This window comes from Tissierella sp. QWL-11, from assembly GCF_058683765.1.
Genome location: NZ_CM178750.1, coordinates 1,416,995 through 1,437,254, shown reverse-complemented (window position 1 = coordinate 1,437,254; position 20,260 = coordinate 1,416,995). Strand labels below are relative to the sequence as shown.

At 30.0% G+C, this 20,260-nt stretch carries 20 protein-coding genes and 1 other annotated feature; of the genes, 2 read left to right on the top strand and 18 right to left on the bottom strand.

Features of this window, described 5'->3' with window-relative positions:
- From plsY to glyA, 4 genes are all read right to left on the bottom strand, one after another.
- Positions 1-585, bottom strand: coding sequence for a glycerol-3-phosphate 1-O-acyltransferase PlsY (gene plsY, locus AC4PG3_RS06875; RefSeq protein WP_492195924.1), 585 nt, complete (start codon positions 583-585; stop codon positions 1-3).
- Positions 585-1,907, bottom strand: coding sequence for a ribosome biogenesis GTPase Der (der, locus tag AC4PG3_RS06870; protein WP_492195923.1), 1,323 nt, complete (start codon positions 1,905-1,907; stop codon positions 585-587). Before der ends, plsY begins: the two co-directional genes overlap by 1 nt.
- Complete coding sequence (locus AC4PG3_RS06865) at positions 1,907-3,250, bottom strand: DUF512 domain-containing protein (RefSeq protein ID WP_492195922.1); 1,344 nt, start codon at positions 3,248-3,250, stop codon at positions 1,907-1,909. Before AC4PG3_RS06865 ends, der begins: the two co-directional genes overlap by 1 nt.
- Positions 3,251-3,326: 76 nt before the next feature.
- Complete coding sequence (gene glyA / locus AC4PG3_RS06860) at positions 3,327-4,556, bottom strand: serine hydroxymethyltransferase (protein ID WP_492195921.1); 1,230 nt, start codon at positions 4,554-4,556, stop codon at positions 3,327-3,329.
- A 128-nt stretch (positions 4,557-4,684) separates the two neighbouring features.
- On the opposite strand from glyA, the gene AC4PG3_RS06855 reads away from it, so the two are divergent.
- Together AC4PG3_RS06855 and AC4PG3_RS06850 are read left to right on the top strand one after the other, a co-directional pair.
- Positions 4,685-5,467, top strand: coding sequence for a threonine/serine exporter family protein (locus AC4PG3_RS06855; RefSeq protein WP_492198208.1), 783 nt, complete (start codon positions 4,685-4,687; stop codon positions 5,465-5,467).
- A 12-nt stretch (positions 5,468-5,479) separates the two neighbouring features.
- Positions 5,480-5,914, top strand: coding sequence for a threonine/serine exporter family protein (locus AC4PG3_RS06850; RefSeq protein WP_492195920.1), 435 nt, complete (start codon positions 5,480-5,482; stop codon positions 5,912-5,914).
- A 5-nt stretch (positions 5,915-5,919) separates the two neighbouring features.
- On the opposite strand, the gene AC4PG3_RS06845 is transcribed toward AC4PG3_RS06850, so the two are convergent.
- From AC4PG3_RS06845 to tgt, 14 genes are all read right to left on the bottom strand, one after another.
- The gene (locus tag AC4PG3_RS06845) at positions 5,920-6,186 is read right to left on the bottom strand and encodes a metal-sensitive transcriptional regulator (protein ID WP_492195919.1); all 267 of its coding nucleotides are present in this window, start codon (positions 6,184-6,186) and stop codon (positions 5,920-5,922) included.
- Positions 6,187-6,197: 11 nt separating this feature from the next.
- The gene (locus AC4PG3_RS06840) at positions 6,198-6,620 is read right to left on the bottom strand and encodes a SoxR reducing system RseC family protein (RefSeq protein WP_492195918.1); all 423 of its coding nucleotides are present in this window, start codon (positions 6,618-6,620) and stop codon (positions 6,198-6,200) included.
- Between the two features lie 2 nt (positions 6,621-6,622).
- Positions 6,623-7,333, bottom strand: coding sequence for a tRNA threonylcarbamoyladenosine dehydratase (locus AC4PG3_RS06835; RefSeq protein ID WP_492195917.1), 711 nt, complete (start codon positions 7,331-7,333; stop codon positions 6,623-6,625).
- Positions 7,326-9,113 (bottom strand): aspartate--tRNA ligase, encoded by a 1,788-nt coding sequence (gene aspS / locus AC4PG3_RS06830; RefSeq protein ID WP_492195916.1) that lies wholly within the window; start codon positions 9,111-9,113, stop codon positions 7,326-7,328. The genes AC4PG3_RS06835 and aspS overlap by 8 nt, the downstream gene beginning before the upstream one ends.
- A 43-nt stretch (positions 9,114-9,156) precedes the next feature.
- Positions 9,157-9,350, bottom strand: a binding site (T-box leader).
- Positions 9,351-9,396: 46 nt separating this feature from the next.
- A complete protein-coding gene (locus AC4PG3_RS06825) occupies positions 9,397-10,569 on the bottom strand; it encodes an NAD(P)-dependent malic enzyme (protein WP_492195915.1) in 1,173 nt (390 codons plus the stop codon).
- 130 nt (positions 10,570-10,699) lie between these two features.
- Positions 10,700-11,320: an MBL fold metallo-hydrolase gene (locus AC4PG3_RS06820; RefSeq protein WP_492195914.1), complete on the bottom strand. Its 621-nt coding sequence runs from the start codon at positions 11,318-11,320 to the stop codon at positions 10,700-10,702.
- A gap of 10 nt (positions 11,321-11,330) precedes the next feature.
- Positions 11,331-11,780, bottom strand: a complete 450-nt coding sequence (gene dtd, locus AC4PG3_RS06815; protein WP_492195913.1) for a D-aminoacyl-tRNA deacylase — start codon at positions 11,778-11,780, stop codon at positions 11,331-11,333.
- Between the two features lie 11 nt (positions 11,781-11,791).
- A complete protein-coding gene (locus AC4PG3_RS06810; RefSeq protein WP_492195912.1) occupies positions 11,792-13,954 on the bottom strand; it encodes a RelA/SpoT family protein in 2,163 nt (720 codons plus the stop codon).
- Positions 13,955-13,979: 25 nt separating this feature from the next.
- Positions 13,980-15,713: a single-stranded-DNA-specific exonuclease RecJ gene (recJ, locus tag AC4PG3_RS06805; RefSeq protein ID WP_492195911.1), complete on the bottom strand. Its 1,734-nt coding sequence runs from the start codon at positions 15,711-15,713 to the stop codon at positions 13,980-13,982.
- 144 nt (positions 15,714-15,857) lie between these two features.
- Positions 15,858-16,724, bottom strand: coding sequence for a protein translocase subunit SecF (gene secF, locus AC4PG3_RS06800; RefSeq protein ID WP_492195910.1), 867 nt, complete (start codon positions 16,722-16,724; stop codon positions 15,858-15,860).
- Positions 16,725-16,738: 14 nt separating this feature from the next.
- Complete coding sequence (secD, locus tag AC4PG3_RS06795) at positions 16,739-18,022, bottom strand: protein translocase subunit SecD (protein WP_492195909.1); 1,284 nt, start codon at positions 18,020-18,022, stop codon at positions 16,739-16,741.
- Between the two features lie 267 nt (positions 18,023-18,289).
- The gene (locus AC4PG3_RS06790; protein ID WP_492195908.1) at positions 18,290-18,667 is read right to left on the bottom strand and encodes a TIGR04086 family membrane protein; all 378 of its coding nucleotides are present in this window, start codon (positions 18,665-18,667) and stop codon (positions 18,290-18,292) included.
- A 124-nt stretch (positions 18,668-18,791) separates the two neighbouring features.
- The gene (gene yajC / locus AC4PG3_RS06785; RefSeq protein ID WP_492195907.1) at positions 18,792-19,076 is read right to left on the bottom strand and encodes a preprotein translocase subunit YajC; all 285 of its coding nucleotides are present in this window, start codon (positions 19,074-19,076) and stop codon (positions 18,792-18,794) included.
- 61 nt (positions 19,077-19,137) lie between these two features.
- Entirely contained in the window at positions 19,138-20,253 is a 1,116-nt protein-coding gene (gene tgt, locus AC4PG3_RS06780) for a tRNA guanosine(34) transglycosylase Tgt (protein WP_492195906.1), read from the bottom strand.
- Positions 20,254-20,260: the final 7 nt, after the last annotated feature.

The window sequence follows — 20,260 nt, the reverse complement described above, 5'->3', positions numbered from 1 at the left end:
TCACCTGCCAAATTTATTTTCATTTCCATTTAAAAGCCTTTTAATATTTGATTTATGTCTCCATAACCCTAAAACCATAAGTATTGTAGTAAATATAAATAATTTAATATCAAAGCTTTCTGATATTAAACTACTAACTACTGGGGTTATAGATAAGAATATTAAAAAACCTAAGGAAGCATATTTAGTATAAAAAACTATCATAAGTCCTATTGCCATTGATATAACAGCCGTAGGAAAATTAAGCACTAATAAGGTACCAAAGGATGTTGCAATTCCCTTGCCTCCTTTAAGTTTTAAGAAAATAGACCAATCATGACCAATTACTACAAATAGACCAGCAATTAGACCACCAGTATATCCCATAAGTTTTAGACCTATTAAGGTAGCTACCATTCCCTTTGTTATATCCATTAAACCTACGATTATACCTAGTTTTTTCCCCATAACTCTTAGTGAATTCGTAGCACCAGCATTTCCACTGCCAAAATTTCTAATATCTATATTTTTTATAGCCTTTCCTATTACATATGAAGATGAAAAAGAACCAATAATATAAGATAAAATAGAAATTAAAATCAGCATCATCTTTCCCTGCTCTTTTCTCTAAACTCTAATATAACCGGAGTCCCTGCAAATCCAAAATGATTTCTTATTTGGTTTTCTAAATATCTTTTGTACGAAAAATGCATTAATTCTTTATCATTTATAAATATTAAGAATTTAGGAGGTGCAGTAGATACTTGAGTACCATAATATATTTTACATCTTCTACCTTTATCAGAAGGAGGTTGGTTCATTAAAACCGCTTGATTTATTATATCATTTAAAACTCCTGTACTTATTCTTAAATTATAATTATTATAAACTACATTTATTAAGTCCAAGAGTTTATTTACTCTTTGTCCTGTCAATGCAGAAATAAACAATATTGGGGCATAACTTATAAATCCTAGAGTCTCTCTAATATCTTTTTCGAATTCTCTATAGGTAGTATTTTCTTTTTTTATTAAATCCCATTTATTTACTGCTATGATAATAGCTTTTCCATTGTCATGAGCATATCCTGCAATTTTTGTATCCTGTTCTGTAACTCCTTGTTTTGCATCTATGAGTAGTACACATATTTCAGATCTATCTACTGCCGCTAGAGTTCTCACTACAGAGTATCTTTCAACTTTTTCATATATACTTCTTTTTCTTCTAAGTCCAGCAGTATCTACAAATAAATACCTATTTTCTCCATGATCAAAATAACTATCAATTGAGTCCCTAGTAGTTCCAGCTATATTGGTTACAATAGACCTTTCCTCACCTATAATATTATTTATTAAAGAAGATTTTCCTACATTTGGCTTTCCGATAAATGTTACTTTGATTACATCTTCTTCTTTTTCTAAATTTTTATCACTTGGAAACTTTTCTATAACTCCATCTAACAGGTCTCCTATACCTAAGCCTTGTTCAGCTGATATCACTGAAGGGTCTCCCAGTCCCAATTCATAAAACTCATATATAAGATCAGGAGTTTTGCTAGTATCTATTTTGTTTGCTACAAGTATTACATTTTTACCAGATTTTCTAAGCATATTACCAATTTCTCTATCAGTAGAATTAAGACCTTCAAGTCCATCAACTACAAAAAGAATTACATCTGCAGTATCTATTGCAATTTGAGCTTGTGCTTTTATATTAGACATTATAATATCTTCATTTTCTGGTTCTAATCCACCTGTATCTATAACTGTAAAGTGATTTCCAAGCCACTCCCCTTGAGCATATATTCTATCTCTAGTTACCCCTGGGGTATCTTCTGTAATTGCTATTCTTCTTCCTACTAACTTATTAAATAGAGTAGACTTTCCAACATTTGGTCTACCAACTATACATACTATTGCTCTATCCATTAAATCACCTCTTTTTTAAAATTTTCAATTAAGTCTTTACCATTCACTTCTGAAATTACAATCTTCCTATCTAATATTTTCTCTACTTCTTTTACAGTTAGATTGTCTAAAAATATATCTTCCCCAGCTTTCATCATAGACCTTGGTATAAATATAGTATCAAAGTCTAAATCTTTAACCTGTTCAATTAAATCCCCTGCTGTTACAAGCCCTGAGACTGTTATAGTATCCCCAAAAAAGTTGTTCTTTATAGGAATTACCTTGATTTTCAATCCATTAAATTTTTCCCCAATTATACCTATTAAGTTTTCCAGAAAAGAATATGCCAAAGTTCCAGTTGCTACTAAGATTTTCTTTTCATTAGATTTCTGAACACTTGTACCTTCTATCTCACTTACTGCCTCATCCTCTAGACTTCTCATTAAACCCACTCCATTTTCCAATTGAGGAAATCCCTCATAGTATTCTCTAGAAGGAATCTCTCTATTTGTAAGAGCAAAGAATTCATCTGAAGGAAATACAAATCTAGTCCCTATTTTTTTCAAAAACTCATCTTGTAGCCTAAAGATATCTTCTAGGAAGCTATTGCTAGATTCTTCATCAAAAGGAAGAAGCTTATCTAAATCTTGCCTATATTTTGTAATACCTACAGGCACTACCGCAACAGATTCAATAGTAGGATATAAATCTATTAAGTCACTTAATGTATTATTAAGCTCCTCTCCATCATTTACCCCTCTTAAAAGAACTATTTGACAATTAACTTTTAATTTTGCCTTATGAAATCTTTTAAGTATGTCATATAACTTTCCTGCATTTTTATTTTTTAACATTTTTACTCTTAGCTCAGGATTCGTAGTATGGACTGATATATTTATAGGACTAAGTTTATATTTTATAATTCTATCTATTTCGTCATCACTCATATTTGTAAGTGTAATAAAGTTTCCTTGGAGAAATGACAATCTTGAATCATCATCTTTAAAATATAAAGTCTCTCTCATATTTGGAGGAAGTTGGTCTATAAAACAAAACATACATTTATTTCTACAGGATTTAGCCCTGTCTATCAAAGGATTAGTAAATATTATGCCTAAATCTTCATCATATTCTTTTTCAATTTCATACTCCCAAACTTCCCCTTCTTCTTTTTCAATCTCAATTAATAACACTTCATCAGATATTAAATATTTATAATCTATAATATCCTTTACTTTACTTCCATTTATAGTTAACAGTATATCTCCAGTATTAATATCTAATTCATCTGCTATACTATTAGGTATTATTTTTTCTATAATATTCTTATGTTTTTCTATATCCTTTATTTCTTTTAATTCCATAGAACTCACCTTTTGCTATTTATTATGTATTTAAAATGAAACATCTTGACCTGCAATTTTGCAGGTCAAGAAGACTTTAATATAAAGGATATTTGTCACACAATTGTTTTACTTTTGCCTTTATTTCTTCTCTATCCTTTGTTTCATCTAAAGCCATTGTAATTATATTTGCTATTTCTACCATATCTTCCTCTTTCATTCCCCTAGTAGTAACTGCTGGAGTACCTATTCTTATACCACTAGTTACAAATGGACTTTCTGGATCAAATGGAATAGTATTTTTATTTGTAGCAACTCTCACTTCGTCTAATAAGGATTCTGCCTGTTTTCCAGTTAGACCTTTAGTTCTTACATCTATCAATATTAGATGATTATCTGTACCATCAGTTACTAATCTAAATCCATTTTCCTTTAAAGCTTTTGCTAAAGCTTTAGCATTATTTATTATTTGCTTTTGGTACTCTTTAAATTCAGGTTTTAAAGCTTCTCCAAAAGCTACAGCTTTTGCTGCAATTACATGCATCAATGGTCCACCTTGAATTCCTGGGAAAATTGCCTTGTCTATTTTTTTAGCATATTCTTTTTTACATAATATTGCTCCACCTCTAGGACCTCTTAGAGTTTTGTGAGTAGTAGTTGTCACAAAGTGAGCATGAGGTACAGGACTTTGATGTAAACCTGCAGCCACTAACCCAGCTATATGAGCCATATCTACCATTAAGTAAGCGCCTACTTCATCGGCAATTTCTCTAAACTTTTTAAAATCAATTTCTCTAGCATATGCACTTGCACCAGCAACAATCATTTTTGGTTTTTCTTTTAGAGCTATCCTTCTAACTTCTTCATAATCAATGACTTCAGTTTCTTTGTCTACGCCATATTCTATAAAATTATAATAAGTTCCAGAAATATTTACAGGACTACCATGTGTTAAATGACCACCTTGGGATAAATTCATTCCAAGAACCTTGTCTCCTGGCTCTAAAAATGCAAAATAAACTCCTAAATTAGCATTTGCTCCAGAGTGAGGTTGTACATTTGCATGTTCCGCACCAAATATTTCTTTTAGTCTATCTATAGCTATATTCTCAGCTATATCTACTACTTCACAACCTCCATAGTATCTCTTTCCTGGATATCCTTCTGCATACTTGTTTGTTAATTGACTCCCCATTGCTTCCATGACTTGAGGTGATACAAAGTTTTCAGAAGCAATCAATTCAATATGAGCTTGTTGTCTTTTTATTTCTCTTTGGATTACATCTGAAATTTGTAGATCTTCTTTTTTCAAGTTTTCAAAATTCATGATTTTATCTCCTTTCTAAGTTTAAATAGTATTTGATTATTTTTTTAAAACATTATAATATAGTAGTTAGAAATCTAAAAACTACTATCATACATTATAACATACTTAACCCAATATTAGCTACTGAGGTGATAAATATCGACGAAATTACTTTGAAAAATAGAGATGAAGTAAAAAAACTAATTAGATTATCTCTTCTTGCAGGGAAAATTATGCTACAAAACGGTGCAGAAACATATAGAGTTGAAGATACTATGGAGAGATTATGCTCTTCTCGAAAAAACGTTTACAACATAAACACATTTGTTACTCAAACTGGTATATTTCTATCCTTAGAATATCAAAGTGAAATGTTTACATATATTAATAGAATTAAAAGTACAAATATAAATTTAGATAAAATCCATCTAATAAATAGTTTCTCTAGGAAATTTGTATGTACAAATATTTCCTTAGATGAAGGTATACAAATTATAAAAGAAATAGATAAAAAGAATGATTACAAAATAGCCTTAAAAATATTTTCTGGAAGTTCTTCTTCACTATTTTTTTCCATGTTATTTGGTGGGAATTTCAGAGATGGTATTTCTAGTTTTCTACTTACTATTATAGTATTATTAATATTAGACCAATTTACCAAAATGAAATTGAGTTTTTTCATTAATAATTTTGTAGGTGCATTTTTAGTATCCTTATTTGCTTATATCTGTATTAAATTTAATTTAGGAGACAATTTGGACAAGATAATAATAGGATCTATTATGCATCTAGTTCCAGGAGTAGCCATTACAAATTCAATTAGAGATACTATGTCAGGTGATTATTTAACAGGTATTTCTAGAGGCTTAGAAGCCATATTTTCAGCTATATCTATAGCTTTTGGAGTAGGTATAGTTTTAAATTTAATCTAAGGAGAGATTTATTTGGAAATTATATTTCAGCTATCGTTGGCTTTTTTTGCAACTGTAAGCTTTGCACTATACTTCAATGCTCCACTTAAGTCTGTTTTTTATTCTGGCTTAATTGGAGGAGTATCATGGGTTTTATACTATATAGTTTTAAATGAATTAGATAATAAAATCCTAGGAGTACTTTTGGCTGCATTTCTAGTAGGAATATTAGGAGAATCCCTAGCTATTAAATTAAAAAAACCAGCGACCATTTTTATCACTACTGGAGTAATAGCTTTAGTCCCTGGCGCTGGCATGTATTATACTATGTTTTATATTGTGAATGAAGACTTTATAAAAGCTGCAATCTCTGGAACAGAAACTTTTTTTATAGCTGCTTCTATAGCTATAGGAATAATTCTTTCTACAGTGTTTTCTCGCTCAATCAAAAGATTTAAACAAAAATAAATCTTTTAATTTTGCTTTGAGTATTTTACTAATACTTCCACTAAATCGTTTAAGTCAGACTCTGTTCTATGGCCTTCTACATAATTTTGCAAACAATTTTTCATATAATTTTCAAGTATAAGGCCTCCAGCATTATTTAGTGCAGATCTTACAGCTGAAATCTGAATTAATATATCCTTGCAAGTCTTTTCCTCTTCCACCATCTTTTGAATTCCCTTTATTTGCCCTTCAACTCTTCTAAGTCTTCGAATTATATCATTCTTTTCCTTCAAAGTACTCCTCCTTATAAAATTCTAGTTGCAGAAATAGTAGAATTCCCTTTCTTTGCAATATTTTTATCTATAATTCTAACTACTAAAAATGCAATGACTAAAGCAATCATACCAGTTAGAAAACTTAAAATTTCATAATTAGAATTCCCCATAGACTTAAATACATTATTTCCTATAGCTATCCCAACTATAAAAAATGCAAATGGAATCATATATATTATGGCCATATATTTTAAAATGTTTTTAGATTCAGCACTTACTTCTACATAATCTCCCTCTTTTGCATTTATCTTATTAGGCAAAACAATTATATGAGGTTTTACATCACAGCTCCCCCCACAGCTTTTACAGCTATCTCCACAACTAGAAACCCTTTTAACTTCTAGCTCTATGTTTTCACCATCTACTTTGGTTACATATCCTATTTGATCCATAATTATACCTCCTCTAATGTTAAATCTTTTATTACTTCAGAAGCAATTATAAGACCTGCAACTGATGGAACAAAGGCTACACTTCCTGGTATAGCCTTCCTCCTATCTTTGGTCTCTAAATTGATTTTAAGTGGAACTTCATCAGACCATACTACTTTAAGACTATCTATACCTCTATTCCTAAGTTCTTTTCTCATAACTTTTGCTAAAGGGCATATTTTAGTTTGATATATATCCCCAACTTTAAGCATAGTAGGTGATATTTTATTTCCTGCCCCCATAGAACTAATTATGGGGATTTTTTTAAGTTTTGCAGTATTTATCAAATCTATTTTAGAAGAAACCATATCTATAGCATCAATGATATAATTATAATTTTCATCTATTAAATAGTCTTTTGTATCTTTATCGTACTTTTCTTTAAAAATCTTAATTTCCAAATTTGGATTTATATCCAAAAGTCTATCTTTCATAGCTTCAACTTTAAAATGACCAATAGTTTTAAACGTAGCATGAATTTGTCTATTTAGATTACTTATATCTATTGTATCATAATCTATTAAAATAATCTTTCCTAATCCACTTCTGACTAATGCCTCCGCAGCAAAAGAACCTACTCCACCTACTCCAAATAATGCAACACTAGCCTTTGAAAGTTTGCACATAGCTTCTTCACCTAAAACTAACTGAGTTCTTAAAAATTGACTATTCATTTTCTTTTATTTCCACCTTTATATGAGTCTCTTTTAATTGCTCTTGAGAAACTTTTGTAGGGGCTTGTGTTAACAAACATGTTGCAGATTGAGTTTTTGGAAATGCTATTACATCTCTTATATTTTCACTGTTTGTAAGGGTCATAATCAATCTATCAAGTCCATATGCAATACCTCCATGAGGTGGTGCTCCATATTTAAAAGCTTCTAGTAAAAATCCAAACTTTTCTTCTGCTTCTTCTTTTGTAAAACCTAGAGCCTTAAACATTTTACTTTGAAGTTCACTGTTATTTATCCTTATACTTCCTCCACCCATCTCATCTCCATTTATGACTATATCATAAGCCTTAGCTCTTACATTTTCAGGATGAGTTTCTAATATTTCTATATCATCTTCCATAGGACTTGTAAAAGGATGATGCTTAGCTACATATCTATTCTCTTCTTCATCATATTCAAACAATGGGAATTCAGTAATCCAAACTAAATTTATCTCATTTTTATCTATTATATCTAGTCTCTTAGCAATTTCATTTCTTAAATTTCCAAGTGCTTGATATACTATAGAATCTTTATCAGCTACAAATAGTAATAAATCTCCTTTTTCTCCATTCATTCTATTTAAAATATTGTCTTTCTCTTCCTCACTTAAAAACTTAGCAATAGGAGAAGTTATACCTTCTTCAGTAATCTTCATCCAGGCTAATCCCTTTGCTCCATAAGTCTTTGCAAATTCTTCTAAGGAAGATATATCCTTCCTAGTGAAACTATCTGCATATCCCTTTGCATTTATCCCTCTAATGCTTCCACCATTGTTAATAGTTGATGCAAATACTTTAAACTCACTATTTTTAACTAAGTCTGAAATATTGACTAATTCAAATCCAAATCTTAAATCAGGCTTATCTAATCCATATTTTCCCATTGATTCTTTATAAGTCATTCTCTTGATTGGAAGTTCTATTTCTATCCCTTTTAATTCTTTGAATAATTTATATAGAAATTTTTCATTTACTTTTATTATGTCTTCTACATCTACAAAGCTCATTTCAACATCTATTTGTGTAAACTCAGGTTGTCTATTCGCTCTTAAATCCTCATCTCTAAAACATTTTACTATTTGGAAGTATCTATCCATACCTGATACCATCAGCAGCTGTTTCATTATCTGTGGTGATTGGGGTAAAGCATAAAATTCTCCTGGATTGACTCTACTTGGCACTAAATAATCCCTTGCTCCTTCTGGTGTTGGTTTTGTAAGCATGGGAGTTTCAATTTCATGAAATCCATTTTCATAAAAGAAATCTCTAATAACTTTAGCAGCTCTAGATCTTAATTTCAAATTCTCCTGCATAAATGATTTTCTCAAATCTAAATATCTATATTTAAGCCTCATAGATTCTGATACACTGTCATCATCTTTAATATATATAGGTGGAGTCTCAGATTCGTCTAATATTCTAAGTTCTTTTGCTAATACTTCCACTTCTCCTGTAAGGATATCCTTATTTATAGACTGTCTCTCCCTTACTTCTCCTCTAATTGCTATAACATACTCTGATTTTAATTTATTTGCCTTTTCTAGTATTTCTTCATCTAAAGTATCATCAAATACTATCTGAGATATTCCTGATGTATCCCTTATATCTAAAAATATCAAAGAACCTAAGTTTCTAGATCTTTGTACCCATCCCATAAGTATTACTTCTTTTCCTATATCCTTTTTTCTCAAATCTCCACACATATTGGTTCTTCTTAAATTTCCCATTGTCTGTATCATAATCTTCCTCCTTTAAAAAAATATAAACCTCTCATCTCTGAAATTCAGGGACGAGAGGTTAACTCGCGGTGCCACCCTAATTAGGCAATCCTCACTTAATTTTATAACGCATATATGCGAACAATCATTACAATTGTTTGCTCTAAGATGTCTAGATTAAATATTAGTATCAGGTCCCACCTTTCCTGACTCTCTAAAACTAAGGGATTTAATCTCTTTTCTTATCTAAGCAGTATATTCGATTTTAATAATTATAAAACATATTGTAGTTTATGTCAAGAGACTAAGCTCTAGCTAATCCTGAATCCTTTGCAGCTTTTTTAACTGCCTCTGCAACTTTTTCTGCTACTTCTTTATTTAAAGCATTAGGTATTACAAATTCTTCAGAAAGATCTTTTTCATCTACCATGTCTGCTATAGCATAAGCTGCCGCAATATTTATAGTGTTATTTATATCACTTGCTCTAACATCTAATACTCCTCTAAATATTCCCGGGAAAGCCAATACATTATTTATCTGATTTGGAAAATCAGATCTACCAGTACCTACCACTCTAGCTCCTGCATCCTTTGCATCATCAGGAAATATCTCAGGTGTTGGGTTTGCCATTGCAAATATTATAGAATCTTTATTCATAGATCTTACCATATCTTTGTCTACCACATTACCTGCAGAAACTCCAATAAACACATCTGCTCCTACCATAGCATCCCTTAAACTTCCTCTTTTGTCTTCTTTATTAGTTATCTCCGCTAATTCTTCTTTTACACTATTATTTGTAGGAGAGTTTTTGTATATAATTCCTTTTCTATCACACATAATTACATTTTTAACACCTAATCCTAAAAGCATTTTTACTATAGCTCCACCTGCTGCACCACTTCCGTTTACTACAACTTCTATATCTTCTATTTTTTTGTCTACAACTCTTAATGCATTTATAAGACCAGCACTTACTACTACAGCTGTCCCATGTTGATCATCATGGAATACAGGTATATCTAGTTCTTCTTTTAATCTTTTTTCAATTTCAAAACATCTAGGAGCAGATATATCTTCAAGATTTATTCCTCCAAAAGTAGGTGATATTCTCTTTACAGTTTCAACAATTTCGTCTACATCTTTAGTATCAAGTAGTATTGGAATTGCATCTACATCCCCAAATTCTTTGAATAATATAGACTTGCCTTCCATTACAGGCATGGCAGCTTCAGGTCCTATATCTCCAAGTCCTAAAACTGCAGTTCCATCGGTAATTACTGCTATCAAATTACCCTTTGCTGTATATCTGTAAACATTTTCCCTATCCTCATTTATCTTCCTACATGGTTCAGCTACTCCAGGAGTATAAGCTATACTTAAATCATCTCTTGTTTCAACTTTCACTTTAGAAATAACTTCAACCTTACCTTTGTTTTTTTCATGCATTTGTAAACTCAATTCTGAATAATTCAATCTTATCATCCTTTCTTTGGTTAAAATACATTAATTAAGTATTATGTATAAATACATTAGTTATAATTACACATTTATTATATCAAATTTAAAAACTTTATCAAGATATTATCAAACTTAAAACCCATACTTATATTATGTATGGGTTTCTAATCTTTTCATCACCTATAGTTGAATTATCTCCATGCCCCGGTAAAACTATAGTATCATCTTCTAGTGTTAATATATTTTCATTTATTGAATTCATTAACATATTATAGTCTCCACCTGCTAAGTCAGTTCTACCTACAGACCCTTTAAATAAAGTATCTCCCGTAAAAAGGTGATTACCTATTTTTAAACAAATTCCTCCTCTAGTATGTCCTGGAGTATGAATTACATCTATCTTTAAATCACCAAACTCTATAGTATCTCCATCTTGAAGAACTTCATCTGCCTCTATTGATATATCTCCTGTCCCCATGATGATTGAGAGATTAACTCTAGGATCTTTAATCATATCTACATCATCTCTATGAATTAATAATTTTGCATTTAACATACTCTTTAAGTCTTCTACTCCACCTATATGATCTCCATGGCCATGAGTTAAAACTATATATTTTACATTTAAATTATTGTCTTTTACTTTTTTAAATAATAAGGCTGCATCTCCACCTGGATCTATTATAATAGCATCATTTGTGTTTTCTGAATACACAATATAACTATTAGCTCCATACACACCTACTGATGTTTTAATAATCTTCAAATTTATCCTCCTAAAAAGTCTTTTTACTATCTAGTAATATTGTTACAGGTCCATCATTTATTAAAGAAACATCCATATCTGCTCCAAATATTCCCTCTTCTGTATGGATTCCTAAAGACTTGATTTTTTTAATAAATTCTTTATATAGTTTCTCTGCAATATCAGGATTAGCAGATTTGGAAAAGCTAGGTCGCTTTCCCTTCCTTACATCTCCATATAAAGTAAATTGAGATATTACTAAAATTTCTCCACCTATGTCCTTTACTGATAAATTCATTTTATCATTTTCATCTTCAAATATGCGAAGTCCAACTACCTTGTCACATATATACTCTAAATCTTTTTGTTCATCATCTTCCCCTATTCCTAAAAATACCAGTAATCCTCTATCTATTTTTCCTACTATTTCTTCTTTAACTTCTACTGCTGAGGAAGAAACTCTTTGCACAACTGCTCTCAATTAAATACCTCCTAAGTTGTAACTCTATAAGCATCTAATACACTTTTTATATTTTTAACTTTTTTCATAATATTTTTTAGCTGCTCTTTATCATTTATTTCTAAAAGCATGTTTATAATAACAATCTTTTCTTTATTTGTCCTAGCATTTAAAGAAACTAATCCTACATCTACTTCATTCATTTTTAAAGCTACATCTGCCAAAAGTCCTGGTCTGTCTATTGCCTGTACTTGTATTTCTGCATGAAATGAAACATTTCTCGGAGCATTCCAATTAACTTCTATAAATCTTTCTGACTCTTTATCTTGAGCTATATTAGGACAATCAGTTCTATGAATAGATACCCCTCTTCCCTTAGTGATAAAACCAATTATTTCATCTCCTGGTACCGGATTACAACATTTTGAAAATCTAACTTTTATCCCTTCTATACCTTTAACTGAAACCCCCTGGGGATCCTTATTTCTATTTTTTAAATTTTGTTTTTTAGATTTTTCTTCAATAAACTTCTCTGCTATTCTTTCCCTATAAAAATCATTATAAAAATCTTTTAATTTAGTGATTATTTGATTGACACTAATATTTCCATATCCAATAGATGCATAAAGATCATCAATATTACTTATGCTCCCTCTTTTTGCAATCTTTTCTAGCCATTCTTCTCTTAAAATTTCAGATAGCTTATAACCCTGTCTTTTTAATTCTTTTTCTAATATTTCTTTTCCTTTAATTCTATTTGTATCTTTATCTTTTGTTTTAAACCATTGTTTTATCTTTGATTTAGCTTGGGTACTTTTTACAATTTTTAACCAATCTCTGCTAGGCCCACTACTATTTGAAGATGTTATTACTTCAACTATATTTCCATTTTTTAATTTATAGTTAAGTGGTACTATCCTACCATCTATTTTTGCACCTACACAAGTATTTCCAACATCAGTATGAACTCTATAGGCAAAGTCTATAGGTGTTGATCCTACAGGTAAATTAATAACATCTCCCTTAGGAGTAAATACAAATACCTCATCTGTGAAAAAATCAATTTTTAATGTCTCCATGAAATCTTTTGGATCTTGTAAATCATTTTGCCATTCTAAAAGTTGCCTTAACCAAGTAAGCTTTTCATCAAAGTTTTCTGTCTTAGAGATCCCCTCTTTATATTTCCAGTGAGCTGCAATACCATATTCAGCAGTCTTGTGCATTTCCCAAGTACGTATTTGCACTTCGAAAATCTCTCCCTTATCTCCTATTACTGTTGTATGAAGAGATTGGTACATATTAGGTTTAGGCATTGCTATATAGTCTTTAAACCTCCTAGGTAATGGTTTCCAAAGTGTATGAACAATTCCTAAAACCCCATAGCAGTCCTTTATATTGTCAACTAGCACACGAATAGCTGTCAAGTCAAAAATTTGTTCAAACTCTTTATTTTGATATTCCATCTTTTTATAAATACTATAAAAGCTTTTAGGCCTTCCATCAATTTGACTTTTTATATCTACATCATCTAATTTTTCTTTTAAAGTCTGTATTATATTTTTAATAAAGTCTTCTCTTTCTTTTCGTCGTTTTGATACCTTTTCTACTAGATCATAATATTTTTCTGGATCTAAATATCTCAAAGACAAATCTTCTAGTTCCCATTTTATCCTTGAAATCCCAAGTCTATGAGCCAAAGGAGCATAAATTTCTAAGGTTTCTAGAGCTTTTTCTTTCTTTTTCTCAGGAGTCATATATTCTAAGGTTCTCATATTGTGAAGTCTATCAGCTAATTTTACTATGATAACTCTTATATCTTTAGACATTGCAAGAACCATTTTTCTCAAGTTTTCAGCTTGATTTTCTTGTTTAGTCTTATATTTTAACTTCTTTAACTTAGTTACTCCATCTACTATATTTGCAACTTCTTCTCCAAATTCCTCTGCTATGTCTTCGTAACTTATCTTGGTATCTTCAACTACATCATGGAGAAGACCGGCTATTATAGTTGCAGTATCCATATTCAAGTCTGCCAGTATCATAGCTACATGGATTGGATGAATAAAAAAATTCTCACCTGAATTCCTAAGTTGCCCTTCATGAGCCGACTCACCAAATCTATAAGCTTTTATGATTTGACTTAATTCTGCTTGAGGATTATATTGTTCTGTTTTAGCTAATAATTTTTCTAACATGGCCTTCACCTCCTTGATATTTTATTTAAAACCTATAATTTTGAACTACAACTTGTAAATTTGTCTTTCCCATATACTCATTTATTGAAGGCCAATATAAGATATCAATAAATATATCCTTATTTATACCTCTATAAATATTTTGTAATCCACTTTCTCCATATTTCGATACTACAGATTCTTCAAAGCTCCCAGTATTATTAAATATTAATCCTTCCAATACAGAACCCCTTTTAGATTCTAAAACTAATTTTATCACATTCTTATTCTTTCCTAACACAAAGCCTCGCTTAATTAATAGGGATCTTTCTCCAAATGAGGGCTTTGGGTTTCCCTTTCCAAAAGGCTCTAATATCTTTAAATCTTCGATTAGCTTATAATTAATATAATCTAGTGGAAGTCCCATGTCAATATATATCTTAGGAATTAAATCTTCTTTAGTTAATTTTGTGTTTTTATTTAACATAATTCTAAGTCTATCTATGTTCTCTATATTCAAAGATAACCCTGCAGCAAGACTATGGCCTCCAAACCTGTCTAAAAGTTCCCTACACAGTGTTAACTCTTTAAATATATCATATTCTTCTATGGATCGTGCAGACCCTTTTACTCCATCTTTACCATTTGTAAGAACTATTGTAGGTCTATAATAGATATCTTTTATTCTACCTGCTATTATACCAGCTACACTTTCATGTATTTCCGGTTGATATATTAAAAGTATCTTGTCTTCTAATAAACCATTTCTTTCAATATTTTCATTTACCAGTTCTACCCCAGTTTCCGTCATAGCTTTTCTTTCTTCATTTAAACCTTTAAGCTCTTTTGCTAGTTGTCGCGCTTCATTTATATCTTCACTTAAAAATAGATTTAAAGCTACATATGCTGTATCTATTCTTCCAGATGCATTTATACAAGGACCTATTACAAATCCAACAGTATAGACACTTATTTCTTTATTTATTTCTGTCTCCTCAATAAGAGCTTTTAATCCAATATTCTCAGTAGAGTTTAATAATTCTAATCCATACTTTACAATTATTCTATTTTCATCTACTAAGTCTACAACATCACAAATAGTAGCTATAGCCACATACTCTAATAGGGGATATAAATCATTATTAGAGATACTAAATAGTTCATATACATACTGGATTAATTTAAAAGCCACTCCTGCACCACAGAGCATTTTAAATGGATACTCACAGTCATCTCTTTTAGGATCTATTATTGCATCAGCCTTAGAAGTCACCTCTGGTGGGTTGTGATGATCAGTAACTATAACAGTTAGACCTAAGTCCTTTGCAAGAGCAATTGGCTCTATTGCAGATATTCCATTATCACAAGTTATAATTGTATCAACACCTTCACTACAAGCCCTATTTACTATAGTTTCATTTATACCATATCCATCATCTACTCTATTTGGTATATCATAGTCTACATTTGCACCTAAATATCTCAATGCTTTTAAGAGTATATATACTGACATAACTCCATCTACATCAAAATCTCCTACAATTCTAATCTTTTTATTCTCTTGTATCTTGTCCTTTAATATGTCTCCACCCTTTTTCAAATCTTTCATAAGATGAGGAGAATATAATTTATTTAAATCATAATTTAAAAATCGCTCTATAGAATTAGTATTACTTATATCTCTATTGACTAATATCTTGCTTATAATAGGATCTATCTTTAAATCCTTAGCTATTTTAATATGATCTATATTTTTGTTTCTAATAAGCCATTTTTCCAAAAAATCACTCCGTCACTTTATAACTTTTACATAATATCTAAATTTTATCATTTTAAAGAAATAAATTCTAGTGATTTCTTTTTTATATAAGAAATTACTATTAATTCATGAAAATTCTATGAAGAAATTATAAAATAAAAACTGCTATTTAGCAGTTTTTATTTTTGTATTATTTAATTGATACCAAAATGGTGGTGCAATAAATATAGAAGAATAGGTACCAGATATCATTCCTAGTAATAATGGTAGTGCAAGAACTTTTACATCCTCCACTCCTACTATATACAATATTAATACTGCTGATAAAGTAGTAATAGTTGTGTTTATAGTTCTCCTTAAAGAATATCTAATACTATTATTTATAACCTTTTCATATCCATCTTTAGGATTTAATTTTAATTCTTCCCTTATCCTATCAAATATTACAATTGTATCATTTATAGAGTAACCTACTATTGTAAGTATTGCTGCTATAAATGAAGCATTAATAGGCAATTTAAATATAGCATATATAGACATAGTTATAATTACATCATGTATTAAAGCTACTATTGCAGATATACCAAATTTAAATTCAAATCTAAATGTAATATATAAAAGCATTGCAGCTGTTGCTATAAAAGTAGAAAGCAAGGCCTTATTTTTAATTTCTGCTCCCATTGTTGGTCCAAATTTCTTAGATTGATAGTTTTTTACATCTATACCATGAGACTCTTCAAAGCTGTTTATTATTTTAGTAATACTATCATTTGAAAGGTCTAAGGTACTTTTAATAATTAAATTTTGTTGTTCCTCTCCACTATGAATTATACTAGCATTTTTATCGAATTCATCAGTAATAACTCTTACCTCTTCAACTTCAATAAACTTATCTCCATTTATTTCAATTATCGTTCCTCCAGTAAATTCTATACCATAATTAAGTCCATTGACAAAATACATAATTAAACCTAATATCATAATACTTAGAGAAATTATTATATAAATTTTTCTGTTTTTTATTATATTCATTTTCCCTCTCCTAACTATGCTCCATAAATTTTCGAGTTTTTGCTTTCGAATATATTTGAAAATATTTTTAAAAGATATTTAGTAAATAAAACTGATGTAATTAATGAAGCCAAAATTCCTATGGTAAGTGTTACCCCAAATCCTTTTATCGGTCCTATACCAAAATAGTATAAAACAATTCCTGCAATTAATGTAGTTATATTAGAATCTATCACTGAACTTAAAGCCCTTCTAAATCCTGAATCAATAGAACTTCTTATGGTCTTGCCAATTAACAATTCTTCTCTGATACGCTCAAATATTAAGATATTTGAATCTACTGCCATTCCGATAGATAAAATCAATCCTGCTATTCCTGGAAGAGTTAGTTTTACATTTAAAGCTATCATAGTAAAAATTATTATTAAAGTATATACAGTAATAGCTATAGATGCTACTATTCCTGGAATTTTATAAACTAATATCATAAACAAAAATATAACTAAAAGTGCAATTCCCCCAGCTTTTATACTTGTGTCAAAGGATTCCAATCCAAGTGTAGGTCCTATTACAGATGTTTGATGTTCTATCATCTCTACAGGTAGAGCTCCTGCCCTGATCAAAGTAGATAGCTCATTTGCAGATTCTGGATCAAAACTTCCTGATATTACAGCTTTACCATCTGTTATAGCTCCTCCACCTTCAGCTTCACTTTGAACTGCAGGGCTAGAGATAACTTGTTCATCTAATACTATAAATATTATTCTATCTTCTAGATTTTCTTCTAATGTAAGTCTTCCTGTAGCTTCTGCAAAGCGCTTTGTCCCATCTTTATCAAGCTCTAATGTTACAACCGGCTCATCAACTCCCAGTGAATTTGGTTGAAAAGCCACATTTGTACCTTTTACATTTTTACCTGTGATTACTATATCTCCATTAGGTTCTACAAACTGTAATTGGGCAGTTTTACCTATTAAGTCTATAGCTTCTTGAGAGTCTTCAACACCTGCTAATTCTATTCTAAGCCTTTTATCTCCTTCTATTGCAATATTAGGATCTGATATTCCAAGTCCATTTACTCTCTCATTTATAATTGCTTTAGATTGATTCATTATTTTTTGTAGCTCTTCTCCAGTTGCATCAGTTTGAGCCTCCAAAACCACATAAACCCCTCCAGCTAAATCCAATCCTAAATCAATAGAATCTCGTGCACTTGGAATTTTGTAATCATTAATTTTTGTTCCATTAATAGCTATATATGAAGCACTTATTACTATAGCTAAAACTAATGTAAGAACAATTAAATTTTTTGTTTTCATTTTTTCCCTCCAACTAATCTAATTTTGCTAATTTTAAAACTGTTTTATTTGAAAAAGGTCTTATTATATAATAATCCTTATTTAGAATTTTTTCAACTAAATCTTTAAGATGTACTCTTAAAACCTTCTGATATCTTTCTTTACAAAATAAAAGATAGTGGATATTCCACTACCCTTTATATCTTATTTATTAGCAAAATTTCTCATATGATTATTTTTTATTGTCATTTGATTATAACATACATGCTTTAAATTTTAAAGATATTTCTAAGTTAAATTAATTCCAATTATTCCACCTATAGCTCCGATAATTGATGAAGCTATTAACTTTGCTAATAAAATCATATCAAAATTCACTTGCTTTATAAATATAACATTAACAATTATGATAAGTAAATAGTAGAACATCCCTACTAAGGCTCCATTAATCCACCCATTTTCTTTTCTTTTTGCTGAAATATAAAAGCTTCCTAAAACTATACTAATTACTAATACAAAATTATTTAATAGGGGTAAAGTGGATTCTTTGAGACTTGTAAATCTAAGTAATAGTGAAATAATAATTAAAAACACTAATGTAGCTATAAAACTTAAAAGCAAAGCCTTAAATAGATACTTGTTCTTTTTAATTTTTGAATTTATCAATTTATACACCTCCATCTTTATATTAAATTTATTAAAGATAGAAGCTTAATATTACAAAAAACTTCCTTAAACATAAGGAAGTTTTTATACATTTTAATCTAAGTATATAAAGATTATTTTTAGCTTATTTAACTGGTGAATCTTTTCCAACTACTGAACCAATAGCCCATTTTGTTACATCAAGTCTAGTTTTGTTTGGTCCAACTTCTAATGATACCATATCTTCTTTTACAATAGTTATTTTACCATAAATTCCACCTATAGTAATAACATTGTCCCCTACTTTTAAACTGTTTCTCATCTCTTTAATTTGATTTTCTCTCTTTTTTTGTGGCCTAATAGCAAATAGATAAAATACAACTAAAAATCCTATAGGTATTATAAGCCCTTGTAATTGTTGTGCATTCATTAACTATATCCCTCCTTTATATAATATTATACATGATATTTATAAAAAATCATTAAATTTCTTAAATATATCCATATTTTTTATAAAATTCCTCTTTATATTCTAATAGTCTATCTTCTTTTATAGCTTCTCTTATATTTTCCATAAGTTTTATTAAAAAGTATAAATTGTGTAAAGTAGCAAGTCTTGCTCCAAGTATTTCATCTACATTAAATAGGTGCCTTAAATAAGCCCTAGAATAATTTCTACAAGTATAACAATCACACTCTGGATCTAATTTCGTAAAATCGTCTTTATACTTAGCATTTTTTATAACTAATCTTCCCTGACTAGTTAAAGTAGTTCCATTTCTAGCTATTCTAGTTGGGAATACACAATCTGCCATATCGATTCCCCTTATAACCGATTCAAATAGATAATCTGGGGTCCCTACCCCCATATTGTACCTAGGCTTATCCTTAGGAAGTAAAGGCACAGTGAAATCTAAAATATCATTCATCATCTCTATTGGCTCTCCTACACTCAAGCCTCCTATAGCATATCCTGGAAAATCTAGTTCGATTAAATCTTTTGCACTCTGCTCCCTAAGATCTTTATACATTCCACCTTGGACAATTCCAAATAGACCTTGTTTTTCTGTATTAGTATGATAATCTTTACATCTTTTAGCCCATCTAGTAGTTCTCTCCATAGATTTTTTAGCATATTCATAAGTAGCTGGATAAGGTGTACATTCATCAAAACACATCATAATATCAGAACCTAAGGCATTTTGAATTTCTATAGATTTTTCTGGACTTATAAAATGTTTTGAACCATCTATATGTGATCTAAACTCTACCCCTTCCTCATTGATCTTTCTTAAATCACCTAAACTAAAAACTTGAAATCCTCCACTGTCTGTTAGAATTGGAAGATCCCAATTCATAAATTTATGTAAACCTCCGGCTTTTTTTATTAATTCATGACCTGGTTTTAGGTATAAGTGATAAGTATTTCCTAATATTATCTGAGCTCCTATATCTTTAACTTCCTCTGGGGTCATTGTTTTCACAGTAGCTCTCGTACCTACAGGCATAAATATTGGAGTTTCTATGTCTCCATGAGGCGTATGGATTACTCCCAATCTAGCCTTTGAATCTTTTGCTTCTTTTAATAATTCAAACTTTATAGCCATATTTTCC

Coding starts and splice junctions, on each gene's coding strand:
- plsY (WP_492195924.1), bottom strand. CDS start 585: ATGCTGATTTTAATTTCTATTTTATCTTATATTATTGGTTCTTTTTCA.
- der (WP_492195923.1), bottom strand. CDS start 1,907: ATGGATAGAGCAATAGTATGTATAGTTGGTAGACCAAATGTTGGAAAG.
- AC4PG3_RS06865 (WP_492195922.1), bottom strand. CDS start 3,250: ATGGAATTAAAAGAAATAAAGGATATAGAAAAACATAAGAATATTATA.
- glyA (WP_492195921.1), bottom strand. CDS start 4,556: ATGAATTTTGAAAACTTGAAAAAAGAAGATCTACAAATTTCAGATGTA.
- AC4PG3_RS06840 (WP_492195918.1), bottom strand. CDS start 6,620: ATGGATCAAATAGGATATGTAACCAAAGTAGATGGTGAAAACATAGAG.
- AC4PG3_RS06835 (WP_492195917.1), bottom strand. CDS start 7,333: ATGAATAGTCAATTTTTAAGAACTCAGTTAGTTTTAGGTGAAGAAGCT.
- aspS (WP_492195916.1), bottom strand. CDS start 9,113: ATGATACAGACAATGGGAAATTTAAGAAGAACCAATATGTGTGGAGAT.
- AC4PG3_RS06810 (WP_492195912.1), bottom strand. CDS start 13,954: ATGTTAGAAAAATTATTAGCTAAAACAGAACAATATAATCCTCAAGCA.
- secF (WP_492195910.1), bottom strand. CDS start 16,724: ATGAATATAATAAAAAACAGAAAAATTTATATAATAATTTCTCTAAGT.
- secD (WP_492195909.1), bottom strand. CDS start 18,022: ATGAAAACAAAAAATTTAATTGTTCTTACATTAGTTTTAGCTATAGTA.
- yajC (WP_492195907.1), bottom strand. CDS start 19,076: ATGAATGCACAACAATTACAAGGGCTTATAATACCTATAGGATTTTTA.
- tgt (WP_492195906.1), bottom strand. CDS start 20,253: ATGGCTATAAAGTTTGAATTATTAAAAGAAGCAAAAGATTCAAAGGCT.